The 17125-nt window shown below is 62.0% G+C and carries 14 protein-coding genes; 7 read left to right on the forward strand and 7 right to left on the reverse strand.

The window, feature by feature from the left end; translation table 11 throughout:
- Positions 1-9: 9 nt before the first annotated feature.
- Positions 10-1320: a flagellar protein export ATPase FliI gene (fliI, locus tag ACTIGF_RS09225; RefSeq protein ID WP_439636582.1), complete on the reverse strand. Its 1311-nt coding sequence runs from the start codon at positions 1318-1320 to the stop codon at positions 10-12.
- Positions 1321-1671: 351 nt separating this feature from the next.
- On the opposite strand from fliI, the gene ACTIGF_RS09230 reads away from it, so the two are divergent.
- The 4 genes from ACTIGF_RS09230 to ACTIGF_RS09245 all read left to right on the forward strand — a co-directional run bounded on the left by ACTIGF_RS09230 (position 1672) and on the right by ACTIGF_RS09245 (position 8141).
- Complete coding sequence (locus ACTIGF_RS09230) at positions 1672-3117, forward strand: KamA family radical SAM protein (RefSeq protein ID WP_439636583.1); 1446 nt, start codon at positions 1672-1674, stop codon at positions 3115-3117.
- A 276-nt stretch (positions 3118-3393) separates the two neighbouring features.
- The gene (ctrA, locus tag ACTIGF_RS09235; RefSeq protein ID WP_022701410.1) at positions 3394-4095 is read left to right on the forward strand and encodes a response regulator transcription factor CtrA; all 702 of its coding nucleotides are present in this window, start codon (positions 3394-3396) and stop codon (positions 4093-4095) included.
- Positions 4096-4237: 142 nt separating this feature from the next.
- On the forward strand, positions 4238-5197 hold the full coding sequence (locus tag ACTIGF_RS09240; protein ID WP_439636584.1) for a zinc transporter ZntB: 960 nt from the start codon (positions 4238-4240) through the stop codon (positions 5195-5197).
- A 295-nt stretch (positions 5198-5492) separates the two neighbouring features.
- Positions 5493-8141 carry a TonB-dependent receptor gene (locus ACTIGF_RS09245; RefSeq protein WP_439636585.1) on the forward strand — a complete coding sequence of 883 codons (2649 nt, stop codon included), beginning with the start codon at positions 5493-5495 and terminating at the stop codon, positions 8139-8141.
- 89 nt (positions 8142-8230) lie between these two features.
- On the opposite strand, the gene ACTIGF_RS09250 is transcribed toward ACTIGF_RS09245, so the two are convergent.
- Positions 8231-9358 carry a PQQ-dependent sugar dehydrogenase gene (locus ACTIGF_RS09250; protein WP_439636586.1) on the reverse strand — a complete coding sequence of 376 codons (1128 nt, stop codon included), beginning with the start codon at positions 9356-9358 and terminating at the stop codon, positions 8231-8233.
- A 74-nt stretch (positions 9359-9432) separates the two neighbouring features.
- Positions 9433-10563, reverse strand: coding sequence for a GNAT family N-acetyltransferase (locus ACTIGF_RS09255; protein WP_439636587.1), 1131 nt, complete (start codon positions 10561-10563; stop codon positions 9433-9435).
- 63 nt (positions 10564-10626) lie between these two features.
- Between ACTIGF_RS09255 and rmuC the strand changes: the two genes are divergently transcribed.
- Complete coding sequence (gene rmuC / locus ACTIGF_RS09260) at positions 10627-12153, forward strand: DNA recombination protein RmuC (RefSeq protein ID WP_439636588.1); 1527 nt, start codon at positions 10627-10629, stop codon at positions 12151-12153.
- Here rmuC and ACTIGF_RS09265 read toward each other — a convergent pair.
- The gene (locus ACTIGF_RS09265) at positions 12144-13055 is read right to left on the reverse strand and encodes an alpha/beta hydrolase (RefSeq protein ID WP_439636589.1); all 912 of its coding nucleotides are present in this window, start codon (positions 13053-13055) and stop codon (positions 12144-12146) included. The two genes, rmuC and ACTIGF_RS09265, sit on opposite strands and share 10 nt — an antisense overlap.
- A 130-nt stretch (positions 13056-13185) precedes the next feature.
- On the opposite strand from ACTIGF_RS09265, the gene def reads away from it, so the two are divergent.
- Both def and ACTIGF_RS09275 read left to right on the forward strand, forming a co-directional pair.
- A complete protein-coding gene (gene def, locus ACTIGF_RS09270) occupies positions 13186-13713 on the forward strand; it encodes a peptide deformylase (RefSeq protein WP_022701418.1) in 528 nt (175 codons plus the stop codon).
- Complete coding sequence (locus ACTIGF_RS09275) at positions 13710-14291, forward strand: hypothetical protein (RefSeq protein ID WP_439636590.1); 582 nt, start codon at positions 13710-13712, stop codon at positions 14289-14291. Before def ends, ACTIGF_RS09275 begins: the two co-directional genes overlap by 4 nt.
- On the opposite strand, the gene truA is transcribed toward ACTIGF_RS09275, so the two are convergent.
- From truA to ACTIGF_RS09290, 3 genes are all read right to left on the reverse strand, one after another.
- The gene (gene truA, locus ACTIGF_RS09280; RefSeq protein WP_439636591.1) at positions 14288-15043 is read right to left on the reverse strand and encodes a tRNA pseudouridine(38-40) synthase TruA; all 756 of its coding nucleotides are present in this window, start codon (positions 15041-15043) and stop codon (positions 14288-14290) included. The genes ACTIGF_RS09275 and truA overlap by 4 nt on opposite strands.
- A gap of 2 nt (positions 15044-15045) precedes the next feature.
- On the reverse strand, positions 15046-15978 hold the full coding sequence (gene fmt, locus ACTIGF_RS09285; protein WP_439636592.1) for a methionyl-tRNA formyltransferase: 933 nt from the start codon (positions 15976-15978) through the stop codon (positions 15046-15048).
- Between the two features lie 66 nt (positions 15979-16044).
- Entirely contained in the window at positions 16045-17004 is a 960-nt protein-coding gene (locus ACTIGF_RS09290) for an oxidoreductase (RefSeq protein WP_439636593.1), read from the reverse strand.
- Between the last annotated feature and the right edge of the window lie 121 nt (positions 17005-17125).

The following is a 17125-nucleotide window of genomic DNA, read 5'->3' on the forward strand; positions in this document are numbered from 1 at the left end:
GTCTTATCCCTATCCATCACCCAATATCCCGGCCAGGTTCGCGAAACTCTCCTCAATGGACGAGGTTTCGTCTTTTCCCTGACCCAGGAATGCTTCAAGCGGTTCATTGACCGCAATGGCCCGGTCCACCTCCGGGTTCGATCCGCTGGAATAGGCTCCCAGTCGGATCAGCTCCTCCATATCCGCATAGGCGGCGAGGAGTTTTCGAGCTTCACGCGCGAGCGGCGCCTCTTCGGGCGCATAGACTTCGGGCGCGGAGCGAGAAATCGATTTCAAAACGTCGATCGCAGGGAAACGCCCGCGCTCGGCGATGGCTCGGCTCATCACGATATGGCCGTCCAGAATACCGCGGACGGCGTCCGCGATGGGTTCGTTGTGATCGTCGCCGTCCACCAGCACGGTGAACAGGCCTGTGATCGTGCCGGTGCCTTTGGGGCCGGGACCTGCGCGCTCCAGAAGGCCGGGCAGCTCGGCGAACACTGATGGCGTGTAGCCGCGCGTGGTCGGCGGCTCGCCTGCGGCCAGGCCGATCTCGCGTTGGGCCAGCGCAAAACGCGTGACTGAATCCATCAGGCACAGAACGTTCAGACCCTGGTCGCGGAAATACTCCGCCGCCGCCATGGTCGTGTAACAGGCCCGGCGCCGCGCCAGCGCGGGCGCGTCAGAGGTTTCAGTAATGACGACTGACCGGGCGCGGCCTTCCGGACCCAGAACGTCCTCAACGAATTCGCGCGCTTCACGGCCCCGTTCGCCGATCAGCCCAATGACGATGACATCCGCTTCACTGCCGCGCGCCAGCATGGACATCAGCACGGACTTGCCGACGCCCGAGCCTGCGAACACGCCCAGACGCTGTCCCAGCCGCATCGGCGTGAAGACATTCATGGCGCGCACGCCCAGATCCAGGCGATCACCCAGGCGTTGGCGGGTGTGGGCGCTGGGCGGACGGCCCTTCAGCGCATACTCCACATCGCCCTCGGGCAGAAAACCCAGCCCGTCCTGCGGGCGGCAGAAGCTGTCCATCACCCGGCCCAGCCAGGCCTTGTGCGGGCGAATGGCGGCCCCGCGCGGGTCCAGCGTCGCAATGGCGCCGGGGCGGACGCCCGTCAGATCGTCATAGGCCATCATCAGGGCGGTCTCGCCCCGAAACCCGACGACTTCGAAACTGGCTTTCACAGGACCATCAAGATGTGCGCGTGCGCCCAGGGTCAGCGCCATCGCCGGCCCCTCCGCCTCGACCAACAGGCCGTTGACCGCTGATACGCGGCCTTTGAACGTTCGGGTCTCCAGATTGGAGATCCGGTCGATCAGGCTATCCACCGCACTTCTCGCGTTAGCTTGCGGGCGTTTTGCCCGTCTTGAACCCCTGCTTAACCCAAACGCGGTTTCAGCCGCGTAAACGTCGATGCGAAAATGCGTGAACCGCATGCGCAAGAAACTACCGTAGGGCTGTTTTCTTTTGAGTGCGAATGGCTATGTTCCCCTTGGCTTTAGGGGCCGCCGTGACGCGCTGACGCGACCACGCGCCTGATTGCGAGCCGATACGCCGCTGATCGAGGCTTTTGCGAAAAGCTCTGACGCGCGTGAGAGAGACCGCCGTTCGGCGTTTCTCACTAGTTCACATCGCTGGCGCAGACGCCGCCGCCGAGTATTCGACGACGAGGAAGCCACATGTCGCTCAACGCCAAGACTGTGCGCATCGCAGGATCGCGCCCGAAGAAAAAAGCCGTTTCGCGTCAAAACAAAGACAATCTTTATGCGCGCATCGACGAGAGCAAGTTCAATCGCTACGTCGTCCACGATCTTCCGCGCTATCGTAAATATCTCAGCGAGGGCGGCGCCGCGATCTATTCCGCTGACGAACTGGACGCGCTGGAAGAGGCGGGGGTGTCTGATCGCCTGCCGCCGCGCGCGACGGGCTATTATCTTGATCTCGCCAAACGCTCGGATGCGGTGAAGAACCTGATCAAGGCCCGTCCCGAGGAGATGGATGATCTGTCGGGCGAGGCGGATCCGTCCAACCAGCTCAAATACAGCCCTATGCCGGGCCTGCTGCACAAATACGAGCTGTGCCTCGTCTATGTGGTGCGCACCTGTTCAAGCTGGTGCCGGTATTGCTACCGCTCCGATTTCCTTACCGGCAAGACCGGCAAGGACACCGCCTCGATCCACGAGGTGAAGGATTATATCGAGACCCATAACGCCAGGGTCGAGCGCGGCGAGATCACCGACAAACCCAAGGTGCGCGAAGTGCTGCTATCGGGCGGTGATCCGATGGTTTTGTCGAACCGGAACCTCTTTGACTATCTGAACGGCCTGGCCGAAGCCGGGGTCGAGGTGATCCGCATCGGCACCAAGGAGATGGCGTTCTTCCCCGAGCGCTTTGACGACAACTTCTTTGAGATGCTGGACCTTTTCCATGAGGTGCACCCCAATGTGCTGGTCGCCTTCATGGTTCACTTCACGCACGCGGATGAATTCCTGCGACTCAATGATGCGGGCGAGTATGTGCGCAATGAGCGCGGCGGCTATCTGCGAAACCCGCTGGTGGAGCGCGCGGCGACACGGCTCAAATCCCGGCCCTTCGTGACGCTTGAGAACCAGACGCCGATCATTGACGGGGTCAATGATGACGCGGACGCTTTGCGCCTGATGCAGCGCGAATTGAAGCGCATGGGCGTCAACAACCATTATTTCTTCCAGTGTCGCGAGATCGAGGGCTTTCGCGCCTTCGCCGTGCCGGTGGAAAAAGCCTGGAAGCTGCATGCTGAAAGCCAGCACGGCCTGTCAGGGATCGAGCGCTCGCGCTTCGCCCTGTCCACCGAAGCGGGCAAGATGGAGATGGTCTCGGTCATCGACGGTGATGAGCGTCTGCGCGCCTTGGGCGGCGAGCTGGGCGAGGCGCTGGCGGATGGCCTCGTGATCTTCCGACTGCACCGCACGCCATACTCGGATCGTCAGAGCGATATCGTCATCGCGCGGCGCAATCCGGACGCTTTATGGATCAGCGGATACGAGGATCGCATCCTCTATGACGGCCGCGTTCATGACGCTGGCGACAAATGGGCGCCTCTGCTGGCGGCGCTCGCTCCGGCGCTTTTGCAGGCGGCGGAATAGGGCTGAATTTTTCCGAGTTTTCCACGATTTTGAAAAGCGTCCGCGGTGCTCCCGCGGGCGCTTTTTTAAGATTCGTGAGTTTTTTCTGAAAAAACCAAGCTCATGATTAAAATAGGATTTATTGCGCGACTCATCGTGCAGGACTCGATTCCACTCGTCGAGTCAAACAGTCGTTAACTTCCCATAAGGGTTTCTCGCCTCTCATAGCGAACAAGGTTAACGGTTGTGACGTCGTACGAAGGCGGTGATTCGTGCGTCGGACATGGGAGGGAACCGATGCGGGTTCTGCTGATCGAAGATGATCGCGCGACAGCGCAAGGTATCGAGCTGATGTTGAAGTCCGAGGGCTTCAACACGTATGTGACGGACCTTGGCGAAGAGGGTGTCGATCTCGGCAAACTCTATGACTATGACATCATTCTTCTGGATCTGAATCTTCCGGACATGCCGGGTTTTGACGTGCTCAAAACCCTGCGCGTGGCCAAGGTGGATACGCCGATCCTGATCCTGTCCGGCAATGCCGACATCGACAACAAGGTGCGCGGCCTCGGCTCGGGCGCTGACGACTACATGACCAAGCCCTTCCATAAAGAAGAGCTGATCGCCCGCATCCACGCTGTGGTGCGCCGCTCCAAAGGTCATTCCCAGTCGATCATCAAGACGGGCGACATCGCCGTGAACCTCGACGCCAAGACCGTCGAAGTGAACAGCCAGCGCGTGCATCTGACCGGCAAGGAATACCAGATGCTGGAGCTGCTCTCGCTGCGCAAGGGCACGACCCTGACCAAGGAAATGTTCCTCAACCATCTGTATGGCGGCATGGACGAGCCGGAGCTGAAGATCATCGACGTCTTCATCTGCAAACTCCGCAAGAAGCTCGCTTCGGCCACCAATGGCGACCACCATATCGAAACGGTCTGGGGCCGCGGCTACGTGCTGCGCGATCCGGCTGACGAGATCAGCGCCGCAAGCGCCTAGTCTTTCGACAGGTCTGATTGAAAAAGCCCCGGGCCCTATGGCGCGGGGCTTTTTCGTGCGCGCCCTTCACGTGCAATGGTACGGGCTGTATGTGCGCCGCTTAGCCTCGACGCGGACTGTTCCCAGCCAGGCAGGATGTCTGATGATTGCTCCCACGCCTATTCACGCTTTTGATGTTTCAGATGCTGGCGTCGCCAGCGCCGTCCGTGATCTGAACGCGGCTTTGCCGGATCGTGGGTATCGCTGGGTGCATCTGGATCTGAGCGATCCTGGCGCTCTGGCGTGGATATCCGAACAGGCTGATCCGGTGGTGGCGGAAGCGCTGATGCGCACGGATACGCGGCCGCGCATGTCTGAACATGCTGACGGGATGATCCTGATGATGCGCGGGGTCAATCTGAACCCTAACTCAGACCCTGAAGACATGGTCTCGCTGCGGGTCTGGGTGACGGACAGGCTTGTGATCACCACGCGGATGCGCCGCCTGATGGCGGTGTCCGAGATCGCTGACCGCATGGCCGAAGGCTCAGGTCCCGCTGCGCCCGCCGAACTGGTGTGCGCCCTGGCGCAGGGGCTCACAGTGCGGATGGAGCCGGTGCTGGAGGCGCTGGTCGATGAGATCGACGATCTGGAAGAGCGCAGCGTGGACCGGGCGTCACGGTTGCGCGGCGAGCTGGCTGACATCAGACGGACCACCATTGCGCTCAGACGCTATCTGGCGCCGCAACGCGATATCCTGGCCCGTTTGTCTCTCGAGGATGTGGGGCCGTTGCATCACCCTCATGTGCGGGTGACCTTGCGGGAAACCGCCGACCGGATCGCACGTCTGGTGGAAGAGCTCGACATGATCCGAGAGCGCAGCTCCATCCTCAACGACCAGATTGTGGATGCACGCGCCGAAGAAATGAACGCCGCGATGTTGCTGCTCAGCATCGTCGCCGCTGTTTTCCTGCCGCTGGGCTTTCTGACGGGCCTTCTGGGAATCAATGTGGGCGGCCTGCCCGGCGCGCACTGGCCCTACGCTTTCGCGCTGGTGTGCGCGTCGTGTCTGGGGCTGGCCGGCGGACTGGTCTGGTGGTTCCGCCACAAGGGTTGGCTCTAATGGGGCGACTTTGGCGCGGGTCAGCGCGCTTGCGCTTGAGTGGAGATCCGCGTCGGCGTCATTGGATCGTGCAGTGCGAAGCGCTGTTTCTTCCTGCATTTTCAATAAACACTGAGATTAAGCATAGTGTGTTTGCTGCGCCTGCTGCTGAGGCATCAATAGCGCACTGTTCCCAAATTTGAGCTTTTATAGGGCTCCCTGCTTGCTAACGTAATGATGATATTACTATCCTCACCTTACTATCGCCAAAACAAAGTGTGCAGCACCAAAGCTGCCGGGCGACGGGGAGGACAGTATGAAGCACTCGATCAGGTCGGTCGCGCTTGGCGCAACCGCTCTCGCCGCCGGTTTGACCGGCATCGCTCAAGCTCAGCAGCCTGACGTCATTACGGTGACCGCGCAAAAGCGTGAACAGACCTTGCAGGAAGTGCCGATCGCGGTGTCCGTCGTGCAGGCTGAAACCATCCAGAACGCACAGATCATCGACGCGATCGACCTTCAGTCTGTCGTCCCGTCCTTGCGGGTGAGCCAGCTGGAGCGCAGCTCCAACGCCACTTTCATTATTCGCGGCCAGGGCAATGGCGCCAACAATCCCGGCATCGAGCCGTCCGTGGCTGTGTATATCGACGGCGTGTTCCGCCCGCGTGCAGGGTCTGTTTTGTCTGACCTGATGGGGATCGAGCGCGTTGAGGTCTTGCGGGGGCCGCAATCGACCCTGTTCGGCAAGAACGCCACCGCTGGCGTGGTCAGCATCGTCACCGAGCAGCCTGCGTTTGAGTGGGGCGGCCAGGGCGAAGTGACGTTCGGCAATTACGGCCAGTCCATTTTCAAGGGATCTGTGACCGGGCCCCTGTCTGAAAATGTCGCGTTCTCGCTGTCCGGCAGCATGAACCAGCGCGACGGTTATTATGACAATGTCGGCACGGGCGGCGATTACAATGATCGCGACCGCTATGCGGTCCGCGGTCAGCTTCTGATGCTGCCGACCGATAATCTCGAGCTGCGCCTGATCGTGGATTACGACGAAATCGACGAGCAGTGCTGCGGGACCGACCGGATCACTGACGGGGCGGCAGGCCCGGCCATCCGGGGGCTCTTGGGCGGCCAGACCTCTGCAGGTCCCGATTTCGAGTATCAGATCGCGACGAATGTGGCGAACCAGAACCAGATTGAGAATTCGGGCATTTCCTTGCAAGCGGACTGGGAGCTTAGCGACAGTCTGACCTTCAGCTCCATCACCGCCTTCCGGCAGTATGAAGACTTCGTCGATTATGAAGGCGACTTCACCGATCTTGATATTCTGGGCACCAATATCCGCGGCCTGGATGTGGACACCTTCACCCAGGAATTCCGCCTGACCGGGGATTGGAACAATCGCGCCTTCTTCTTGCTCGGCGCGTTCTATTCCGACGAAAACATGACGGTCGAGGACGCCCGCATCTATGGCGCGGACTCGCGCGCCTATGTGGACATTCTCACCGGCGGCGCTCTCGCGGCGTTTGAGACCCCGCTCGGCTTTGCGCCGGGCACCTTCTATGCAGAAGGCGGCGGCACGCGATTTACGGCGGAGCAAACGGACGAACAGTTTCAGATTTTCGGCCAGGTGGACTTTAACCTGACTGAACGTCTGGTTCTGACTGCGGGGCTTGCGTATTTCGAGACCAACAAGGAAATCGATTTCACCAATGTCATCCGCACGAACCCCTTCTCGGACCTGAACTTCGTTCAACTGGGTCTGGGCAGCTTCTTGCAGAGCGTTGGCGTCAATCCCAATGATCCCACGCAAGTGGGCGCATTTGCGGCCGCTCAGCCCGGCGTTTTCGGTGCATTTGTCAATGCCTCGACCACGTTCAACTCTGTCGCTCTGAACAATGGCGGCGTGTTGGTGAACGGTGTGGTGGTCGATCCGCTGACCGGTCTGCCTCTGGCCAACCCGCTGCTGGACTTCTTCCAGCTGGGGCTGCAGCCGCTGGGCGCGCTGACGCCGTTCCCGAACTCTGTGGAGTCGGGCGAAACCAGCGACAATGACGTGCCCTACACCTTCCGCCTGGCGTATGACGCAACGGACCGGACGAATGTGTACGTGTCCTATGCGCGCGGCTTTAAAGCCTCGTCGTGGAACCTGACGCCCGATACGCGGCCGGACAGCGCCGACATCGCCGCCCTGCGCGCCGCTGGCGAACTGGCGGCTGACAATGCGTTGGGCCTGCCGACCGTGGTCAATACGGCTGAAGCGCTCGGCGTCGCCGGCAATCAGCGCTTTGCACGTCCTGAGATCACCACCACGCTGGAAGTCGGCTTCAAGACGCGCTTCTCCTGGGGGTCGCTGGATGTGGCGATCTTTGATCAGAATATCGAAGACTTCCAGTCTTCGGTCTTCCAGGGCGCGGGCTTCGCCGTCATCAACGCGGGTGAACAATCCAGCCAGGGGCTGGAGTTTGACGCCACCATCAACCCGCCCGCCATTCCGGGGCTGACCCTGACCCTGTCGGGCATCTGGATGAATGCGGAATATGACGATTATGCCGGCGCACCTGTGGTGACGGGCAGCGATATCGACGTCGCGGACGGCGTTGCTGACGGCCGAGGCGATTTGAGCGGCCAGGATGTGGCGGGGATCCCTGAGTTCGCGGGCTCCTTCGGCTTCACCTATATGCGTCAGTTCTCTGCCGGTGAGGCGTTCATTCGCGCCGATTACCAGTACGAGTCAGAAGTCAAACTGCTCGACAACCTGCCAGACAACATCACGCGTCAGGTCGGCACGCTGAACGCAGCGGTCGGCGTGAATCTGGATAACGGTCTGGAAGCGCTCCTGTGGGCGCGCAACCTCAATGAAGACGAGTACTACACGTCAGGCTTCCCGACGACGCTGCAGGCTGGCTCTTTCTCGGGCTATCCGAACCAGCCGCGGACCTATGGCGTGACGCTGCGCAAGCAGTTCTAGGCCAAGGCCGGACGAGACGAAAAAACCCCGCCGGTCTGACCGGCGGGGTTTTCTTTTATCGGCGCCCGACAGGAGGACAGGCGAGGGCCCTAGTCAGCCTCGGCCGGAACCAGACGCAGGACAGAGCCTTCAAAATCATCGGTCAGCACGTACAGCGCGCCATCCGGCCCGGTGCGCACATCACGGAAGCGCTGGCCCATATCCGCCAATAGCGGCTCGACGCTGATCACCCGGTCGCCGTCGATCTCCAGACGTTCGACCTTGCTGCCCGCCAGAGCGGACACGAAGAGATCGCCCTGCCAGTGCTCAAAGGCGTCGCCGGTGTAAAAATCCATGCCGGACGGTGCGATGGACGGGTTCCAGTACCAGATCGGTTGGGTCAGCCCGTCGCGCTCACGCTCCTCGGTGATGATGGTGCCGTCGTAATTGATGCCGTAGGTGATCACCGGCCAGCCATAATTGTCGCCCGCCGCCAGGATGTTGATCTCGTCGCCGCCGCGCGCGCCATGCTCGAGCTCCCACACCGAGCCGGTGGCGGGATTGCGGGCGATGCCCTGGGCGTTGCGATGGCCGAAGCTGTAGACGCCCGGCGCGCCGTTCTCGATCACCGGATTGTCGCCCGGGATGGAGCCGTCAAGATTGAGGCGAACCACCGCGCCCAGATGATTGTCCGGGTTCTGGGCTTCGTCCTGATAATTGCCGCCTTCGCCCAGGGTCAGGAACAGCGTGCCGTCCGGGTTGAAGAGAATCCGGCCGCCGAAGTGAAACCCGCCGGCTTTTTCAAAGTTGACGTGGAAGATGTCTTCGACGTTTTCCAGCGCCGTCAGGTCTTCGCTCAACTGCGCGCGGGCGAGGGCGGTGTTGTTCGCGCCCGCAATCCCTTCGGCATAGCTGAAATAGACCATGCGGCTGTCAGCGAAATCCGGCGCCAGCGCCACGTCCAGCAGACCGCCCTGGCGTTCGACCAGAAGATCGTCGGGCAGGCCGCTCACCGGCGCGTCTCTCAGGCCGTCCGCATCAATGACCCGCAACCGGCCTTCGCGCTCGGTCACCAGATATTCGCCGGTGGGCAGGAAGGCGATGGACCAGGGATATTCCAGTCCGCCCGCGACGGTTTCGATGATGAAGTCGGCTTGTTCGCTTTCAATGACATCCTGGGCATGGGCTGCACAGGACAGGGCCAGCACGCTCAGGCTGGCGGCGGCGAAACGGATCATGGCGCTCTCCCCTAATTGGCTTGAGGGGAAGATAGGCGATCAGACGCCAAATGAAACACGCAATCAGCGCGGGGTCAGGCGGTCAGTCGCTGAGGCGCCTTGAGGAAGGCTGCGCCCATGCGCTTGACGCGTTGGGACAGGACAGGCTCCGCCGCCGCCGTATGCGCCCAACGCCGACGCAGCTTCAGCGGGGCTTTCGACAGCGGACCGGGCAGGATTTTGCAGACGGCTTCCGCACTGTCCCACGCCTTCAGGCTCGCCATGGCGGTGCTGGGTTTCATGGCGCGACCGCCTTGCAGCACGGTCTCATAATCAGTGTAGGCGTCTTTATAGGCGTACTCGCCGCCACCCAGATCGATGCGGTTGATGCGCATATTAGGCGCGGCTTCAATGATGCCCTGCAACAGAAGATGGCCAGGGGAGACGGCGCGAAAGGCCGGGTCGTAAGCGGGCATCCAGGAATGATAGATGTCTCCCGCGACAATGCCCATTTCCACCGCGGCCAGCTGGTCGCCCAGATAGAGCGAGGCGACCAGGCCCCGAAACGGTCCGAAACTGCGTGAGGCGCAAGTGCGGATCAGTGCGTCCACCCATTTGATGTCAAACAGGTCCAGAAGCCCGGTCTGCTGGTATTGAGCGCTTTTCCAGGCGCGCAGGGTTTCAAAGCGTTCGCCCAGCGGGTCGCCGAAAACGATGCGGATCGGACCGAACTCGCGCTCGGCCTTGCGCTGGCGCTGGCGCAGCTTCTTGAAATGCTTGTGCTGGGTCTGCTCTTTGCGCGCCATCCAGGCGTCAACGCCTTCGCTGAGATCAATGATCGAAGAGCGGGTCTGGCTGCGCACCTGGCCCAGGGCCTCGCCTTGCCAGTTGTCATAGACCAGAACGTCCGCGCCCATGGCCGACAGAAGGGCTTTCTCACAGACCTTGAAGCCGGGGATGGCGGCGAAGCCTTGATAGTCTGACAGCGGCGCGCCGACGGGGCGCGCAATGCCGCCCTGGGGCGCATGATAGGCGAAATAGCCGATCGGGGCGCTGTTCTCTTCGGCGATGATGACATGCACGTCGTGGCGCTGGGCGTCCACGTCCTGGGCGAAATCGGGCAGGAGATAGGGGCTGGTCAGCCGACCGTCCGGCCGTGCCAGATCGCGCCAGCGGTCGAGATCGCGGACACCCAGTGCTGACAAAGGCGTATCAAACAGACGCATGTTCACCCCCTGAAGTCTTCTTGCAGGTGAAAATGCAAGGCGCGCGCCGAACGGGACTCATGTATGGTCCTGTTTCGTTCTGGTCTGACGCCGAGGTACGCCATGGATCCCGTTTCAATCGCCTTGATCGCCCTGGGCGGCGCCTGTCTCGTTTTGGGAATCGTGGGCGCTTTGGTCCTGCGCAAGGCGTGGGGCGAGGCGGATGGCTTGCGCGCTCAATTCAGCGACGCTCAGGGCGCCTTGTCTGAGGCCCAGCTGGAGTTGCGCGAAGCCCAGACCGAGGCGCGGCGGGTGGATGAACTCAAAGCCGAACTCGCCAGCGAACGCGCCATGCGTGACGCCGCCGAGAAGGCGCTGGCGGAGGCGCGAACCACCGCGTCCCGCGTGGACGGGCTGGAAGAGCAGCTTGAGGCGACCCGTCAGGCGGAGACCCGGGCCTCGTCAGAACTCCGGGCGTTGAAAGAACGTCTCGAAGAGCGCGAAGCTGCGGTGAAAGCCGAGCGTGATCGCCTGACGGCGCTGAGCCAGGAGATGCAGGACCGTTTCAAGACGCTGGCCGGCGAGGCTCTGGACGCGTCCTCCAAGAAACTGCTCGAACAGGCCCAGCAAAGCTTCAAGGCCCAGCACGAAAAAGCCGAAGGCGGTGTGAAGACGCTCGTCGACCCGATCCGCGAGCAATTGGGCCAGTTCCGCCAGCAGGTGGAGAAGCTCGAGCGTGACAGGATCCAGAATTCCGGCGCGATCGCCGAGCAGATCACCAAGCTGTCCCAGGGCCTTAACGACCAGCACAAGGAAACCTCCAAGCTGGTGAACGCCTTGCAGCGCAAATCCACGATGCGCGGGCAATGGGGCGAGCGCACGGTGGAAAACATTCTCGAGCTGGCGGGCCTGACCAAGAACATTGATTACGACGCCCAGCACCAGACCCGCGACAGCGAAGGCGCGGCGTTGCGGCCGGACTTCGTCATCAAGCTGCCGGGCGGGGGCCGGTTCGTGGTGGATTCAAAAGTGGCGCTTACCGCCTATCTGGATGCTGTGGAAGCGGAGGACGAAGCCACCCGCCGCGACGCCCTGCGCCGCCATGCCGCTCAGGTGAAGACCCACGTCAAACAGCTCGCCAAAAAGGAGTACGCCGCCAGCGTGGACGGCGCGATCGACTTTGTGGCGCTGTTCATCCCCGGCGAGAGCTTTTATTCCGCCGCCATTGAGGAAGATCCGGGCCTGTTTGACGACGCCATCAAGGCCAATGTGATCATCACCACGCCAGCAACCCTGTTGGCGCTGGCGAAAGCGGTGGCGTACGGCTTCCGTCAGGAAAAGCTCGAACACAACGCCCAGAAAGTCGCCGCGCTGGGCGATGAGCTGTATAGCCGCCTGACGACCTTCACCGACCATCTGGGCCGCGTGGGCGCGGGGCTGAAGACGGCGACGCTCAATTACAACAAGGCCGTGGGCTCGTTTGACAGCCGCGTCTTGCCCAAGGCGCGCGACATGGCCCAGCTCAATGGCCAGATGAAGCTGGTGGAGCCGCCCGCCCAGGTCGATGAATCGCCGCGTCTTCTGTCCGCGCCGGAGACGGATCAGGGCTGATCGGGCGCATTCTCCTCCGCAGGCGGTTCGCCGCCTTCGACCAGATACCAGGGCGCTTCGCCATACTCATAGGGCGGCAGGGTGAAGAAGGTGCGGAACGCGTCCAGCGCCGCCGGATGGAAGATGGTGGCATGCGTTTCGGTCTGTGAGCGGTCCACATAGATCCAGTCGAGCCCCTCCGGCGCGTGGTTTTCCAGAGCTTCCAGAAGGTGATCAAGGCCGGCCTGCATGGTCCCGCCTTCATCGGCCATGGTGAGGTAGAGGCTTCGCTCGGCGTCGTCATGGGCGGAAAGGCGGGTCGCGGCCGCCAAGCCCGCCGCCTGCTCATCCCACCACAATGACGGGCTGACGGCGATGTAATCGGTGAAACTCGTCGGCGCGTTCAGGAAGGTGTCGGTGACGAACAATCCCGCCAGAGACTCCCCGATCACCGCCCGGCGGTCAGACGTCTCATAGCGGTTTTCGACAAAGGGGATGACCGTCTCTGTGAGGAAGGCGAGGAAGTCTTCCGACCCGCCCTGGTCTGCAAACTGGGCCTGATAGCGCGGATCGGCTGCGGGCCGCGTCAGTTCCTGAAGACGATTTTTCGTCTGAACGCCGACCAGGATGAACGGTTCATACTGCCAGCTCAGCGCGCCCAGCTGCGCCAGCCCTGCGATATGGACGAAGTCCTGATCCTGCGCGCCGTCAACGAGGTAGACCACGTTGAGAGGCTCTTCCAGCTCGTCATAAAAGGGCGGCAGCCAGACATTGACCTCCCGCTCATCGCCCAGGCTTGGCGCGTCCAGAACGAAGCTCTCACCAATGACGATGTCGCTTTGGGACAATGGTTGCGGGCTTTGAGCGAGGGCCGCAGTAGATGATGCCGCGGCCAGCAGGCCTGCCAGAATGAGCGCCTTCATGGTATGATCCCCTCAAGTTGAAGTCTGACGCTATCGCGTCCGGCGAGGTTGGCCAGCGCTTTGTTTGATCGGGGCGCTGAGACAGCGCGACAAACTTGAACCTAACCCTTTGCACGATTACCTAAGCGACATGGCTATTCGAGAAATCCTCACTGTTCCCGATCCGCGCCTGAAGCTGGTCTCCAAACCGGTCGACGCGGTGGATGATGAACTTCGCGACCTGATGGATGACATGGTCGAGACCATGTACGCAGCGGACGGCATTGGTCTGGCCGCCATCCAGGTGGGCGTGGACAAGCGCGTCATCGTCATGGATTTGACGGATGAACGCACCACGCCGAGCTTCTTCGTCAATCCGGTGATCACGCCGCTGACAGAAGATCTCAAACCCTATCAGGAGGGCTGTCTGTCCGTGCCTGATATCTATGACAGCGTGGAGCGTCCGAAAAAGGTCAAGGTCGAGTTCCTCGACTATGACGGCGAAAAGCGCGAGCTGATCGCCGAAGACCTGTTTGCGGTCTGCATCCAGCACGAGATGGACCATCTCGAAGGCGTGGTGTTCATCGACTATCTGTCGCGGCTCAAGCGCGAGCGGGCGGTCAAGAAAGTCCAGAAACTCGTCAAGCAACGCGGCGCGCCCGCAGAGGCGGCGGAATGACCCTGTCACGCGTTCTGATGGCGGCGACGCCGTTGACCCTTGTCGCTTGTGCGCCTGCCGCCCAGTCAGACCCGGACCTGTTTGATCGCTTGAGCGCTTATTGCGGTCAGGCGTTTGAGGGCGAAGTCACGTCAGAAGATGAGCGCGATGCGGACTTTGCGTCTGAGCGCCTTGTCATGCATGTGCGCGAATGCGGCGAGACCGAGCTGCGCGTGCCGTTTCATGTGGGCGAGGACCGCTCGCGCACCTGGGTGATCACACGCCTGCCGGAAGGCGGATTGCGCCTCAAGCATGATCACCGTCATGAAGACGGCTCTGAAGATGTGCTGACCCAGTATGGCGGCGATACGGTTGGCCCTGCCGGCGCGATCCGCGCCGATTTCCCGGCGGACGCCGAAAGCCAGGCGCTGTTCGAGCGCGAAGGCATCCCGGTTTCCATGGCGAATGTCTGGTCGATTACGCTGTCAGAAGACAGCTTCATCTACGCGCTGGACCGTCCGAACCGGCATTTCGCAGTGGCGTTTGACCTCACCGAGCCGGTCGAGACCCCGCCCGCGCCCTGGGGCGCCGAAGACTAGGCCTCAAACCCGCCTGGATACTGCACAAACGCCAGATAGAGCCCGTCCGGCGGAGCCACAGGACCGCAGCGCGTGCGATCCGCTGCGTCAAGCGCCGCCTTGAAATCCTCAGGCGTCCATTTGCCGAAGCCGACTTCCACCAAAGACCCAACGATCGAGCGCACCTGACGATGCAGGAAGCTGATCGCTTCCACCGTCACATGGATTTCCGCGACAGACTGAAACACCGCGATCTGATCGAGCGATTTGACGGGGCTGTCCGCCTGGCACTGGGAATCGCGAAATGTCGTAAAGTCATGCGTGCCGACCAGATGCTGGGCGGCGGCGTGCATGGCCGCCACATCAAGGTCTTGCGAGACGCGCCAGACCTGACCGCGGGTCAGGGTCAGCGGCGCCCGGCGCGCTTGCAGTCGATAGATATAGCCGCGCCGGTTCGCCTTGAAGCGGGCGTGAAAGTCATCGTTGACGCGCTGAGCCTCCACCACCGCAATCGGGTGAGGTTTGAGATGATGGTTCAGCGCATCGCGGACCTTGTCGGCGGGCAAATCCTTGTCCAGATCCACATGCGCGACCTGGCCCAGGGCATGAACGCCGGAATCGGTGCGGCCCGCGCCGTAAATCTCGCGCGGCGCGCCATCAAGCTTTTCCGCCGCCTGCTCCAGCGCGCCCTGCACGGAGGGTCCGTTCTTCTGACGTTGCCAGCCCACGAACGGGCCGCCGTCATATTCGATGGTGAGCTTGTAGCGCGGCATGATTAGCGCAAAACCGTCCCGGCGGGCACGTCCGTGCCGTTGAGGAACGCCTTCGCGTCCATCACGCCCTTGCCCTCGCGCTGGAGCCGGGTCAGGCGCACTGCGCCGCGCCCGCAGGCGATGAGCAAGGCGTCGTCCAGCACTTCGCCGGGCTCGCCGTCGCCTTTTTCCGGCTGGGCGAAATGGACCTTCACGCGCACCGGCTTGGTCTCGGTTTCCAGTTCGAAATACGCGCCGGGGACAGGCGACAGGCCGCGGATCTGGTCGGCGACTTCGCCGGCGGGCTTGCTCCAATTGATGCGCGCATCCTCGCGGGTGATCTTCCTGGCGTAGGTGACGCCGTCCTCGCTTTGCGGCGTTGCGCTGAGCGAGCCGCGCTCGAGCGCGGCGAGGGTGCGCGGCCAGAGCTGGGCGCCTGTACTCATCAGCCGGTCGTGCAGGGTGGAGGCTGTGTCGGTCTCCGCAATGGGAACCACTTCGCTCATTAGCACAGGGCCGGTATCCAGCCCCGCCTCCATCTGCATGATCTGAACGCCGGTGATCTCGTCGCCCGCCATGATGGCGCGCTGAATGGGCGCGGCCCCGCGCCAGCGCGGCAGGAGCGAGCCGTGCAGGTTGAGGCAGCCCAGACGCGGCGCATCGAGCGCTTGTTGCGGCAGGATCTGACCGTAGGCCACCACACACGCTGCATCGAGATCAAGGCTCTCAAACTGAGCGATCACCTCAGGGTCGCGGAAACTTTCGGGCGTATGGACGGTCAGGCCGAACAACTCGGCGAGCTGATGCACGGGCGTTTTGACCGTCGCCTGACCGCGTCCGCGCCGACGGGCGGGCTGGGTGTAGACCGCGACCACATCATGACCTGCGCCGACAATTTCGGCGAGCGAGGCGGCGGCGAATTCAGGGGTGCCCATGAAGGCGAGGCGTAGGGTCATGGCTCAATATCAATGCTGTCAGGTTACGGGCCTGCACCTAGACCGAAGTGCGTCGGAGTAAAAGCCTTACACCGCCTTCAGCCCTGTAATCTCTTCGCTCAGCGTCCACAAACGCTGGGCGAGGTCTGCATCACGGATATGGGGGTGAGCGCCGCTATAGGCGTCTGCGGGCGGGTTGGGCGCAGCGATATTGCAATCCTCGCAATAGACCCCGCCGCGATCCGCCAATAGCGGCGAGGTCGCGGCCCATACTGTGGTAGCGGCGCCTTGTTCGACCGTTTTGAACATTGGGTGTGGTTGATCGTTTTCATCATACCAGCCGAAGGCGCGCATCTCTTCCATATCCAGATCGCGCTGCAGGTCTGTGGCGATGCCGCCGGGATGCACGGAATAGGCTTTCAGCCCCTGATCTTCATAGCAGCGGTTCAGCTCCAGCGCGAACAGGGCGTTGGCGCTTTTGGCGCGGCCATAGGCCTCCCATTTCTCGTACTCGCCTGTCTGATAATTCCAGTCTTCGAGATCAACGCCTGCGCGGCGATGCGCGATCGAGGACAGCGCCACCACGCGGGCGCCTGGGCGTTTGAGCAGCAGGTCGGAGAGCTGGGCGAACAGGGCGAAATGACCCAGATGATTGGTGGCGAACTGGCTTTCCCAACCCTTGGAATTACGCCGCAAGGGCGTCGCCATGATCCCGGCATTATTGATCAGGATGTCGATGCCGTCCGACGTCACCTCACGCAACTCCTGTGCGCCCGTCTTTACGCTGTCAGGCTCTATCAGGTCGAGCGTCACGGTTTCGACCGGCAGTCCGTCAAGCGCGGCTCGGGCTTTGTCGGGCGTTCTGACGGTGACGATCACCCGTGCGCCAGCGTCAGACAGGGCGCGCGTCGCTTCAAGCCCGATGCCGGAATACCCGCCGGTGACAATGACGGTCTTTCCGGCCAGATCCGCCGCCTTGGCGACCTCTGCGGCGGTGGAGCGCATGTGAAACGGGCTGTCGACGGGCTGCTGGCGATCATCAGTCATAATGAACCTATCCTCTCGCTGTGCGTTTCAGTGTCGCGCGTCAAATCACAGGACGCCAGCTTTCTGATGGCGCGCCGTTCAGGTGCGGGTCAGCAAGCCGTGCTAGGCTGCGAAGGCTGAG

The sequence above is a fragment of the Oceanicaulis sp. genome, from assembly GCF_051859625.1.
Lineage (GTDB): Bacteria > Pseudomonadota > Alphaproteobacteria > Caulobacterales > Maricaulaceae > Oceanicaulis.

Coding starts and splice junctions, on each gene's coding strand:
- truA (WP_439636591.1), bottom strand. CDS start 15,043: ATGCCGCGCTACAAGCTCACCATCGAATATGACGGCGGCCCGTTCGTG.
- fmt (WP_439636592.1), bottom strand. CDS start 15,978: ATGACCCTACGCCTCGCCTTCATGGGCACCCCTGAATTCGCCGCCGCC.
- ctrA (WP_022701410.1), top strand. CDS start 3,394: ATGCGGGTTCTGCTGATCGAAGATGATCGCGCGACAGCGCAAGGTATC.
- ACTIGF_RS09230 (WP_439636583.1), top strand. CDS start 1,672: ATGTCGCTCAACGCCAAGACTGTGCGCATCGCAGGATCGCGCCCGAAG.
- ACTIGF_RS09250 (WP_439636586.1), bottom strand. CDS start 9,358: ATGATCCGTTTCGCCGCCGCCAGCCTGAGCGTGCTGGCCCTGTCCTGT.
- ACTIGF_RS09275 (WP_439636590.1), top strand. CDS start 13,710: ATGACCCTGTCACGCGTTCTGATGGCGGCGACGCCGTTGACCCTTGTC.
- ACTIGF_RS09265 (WP_439636589.1), bottom strand. CDS start 13,055: ATGAAGGCGCTCATTCTGGCAGGCCTGCTGGCCGCGGCATCATCTACT.
- def (WP_022701418.1), top strand. CDS start 13,186: ATGGCTATTCGAGAAATCCTCACTGTTCCCGATCCGCGCCTGAAGCTG.
- ACTIGF_RS09255 (WP_439636587.1), bottom strand. CDS start 10,563: ATGCGTCTGTTTGATACGCCTTTGTCAGCACTGGGTGTCCGCGATCTC.
- rmuC (WP_439636588.1), top strand. CDS start 10,627: ATGGTCCTGTTTCGTTCTGGTCTGACGCCGAGGTACGCCATGGATCCC.
- ACTIGF_RS09245 (WP_439636585.1), top strand. CDS start 5,493: ATGAAGCACTCGATCAGGTCGGTCGCGCTTGGCGCAACCGCTCTCGCC.
- ACTIGF_RS09240 (WP_439636584.1), top strand. CDS start 4,238: ATGATTGCTCCCACGCCTATTCACGCTTTTGATGTTTCAGATGCTGGC.
- ACTIGF_RS09290 (WP_439636593.1), bottom strand. CDS start 17,004: ATGACTGATGATCGCCAGCAGCCCGTCGACAGCCCGTTTCACATGCGC.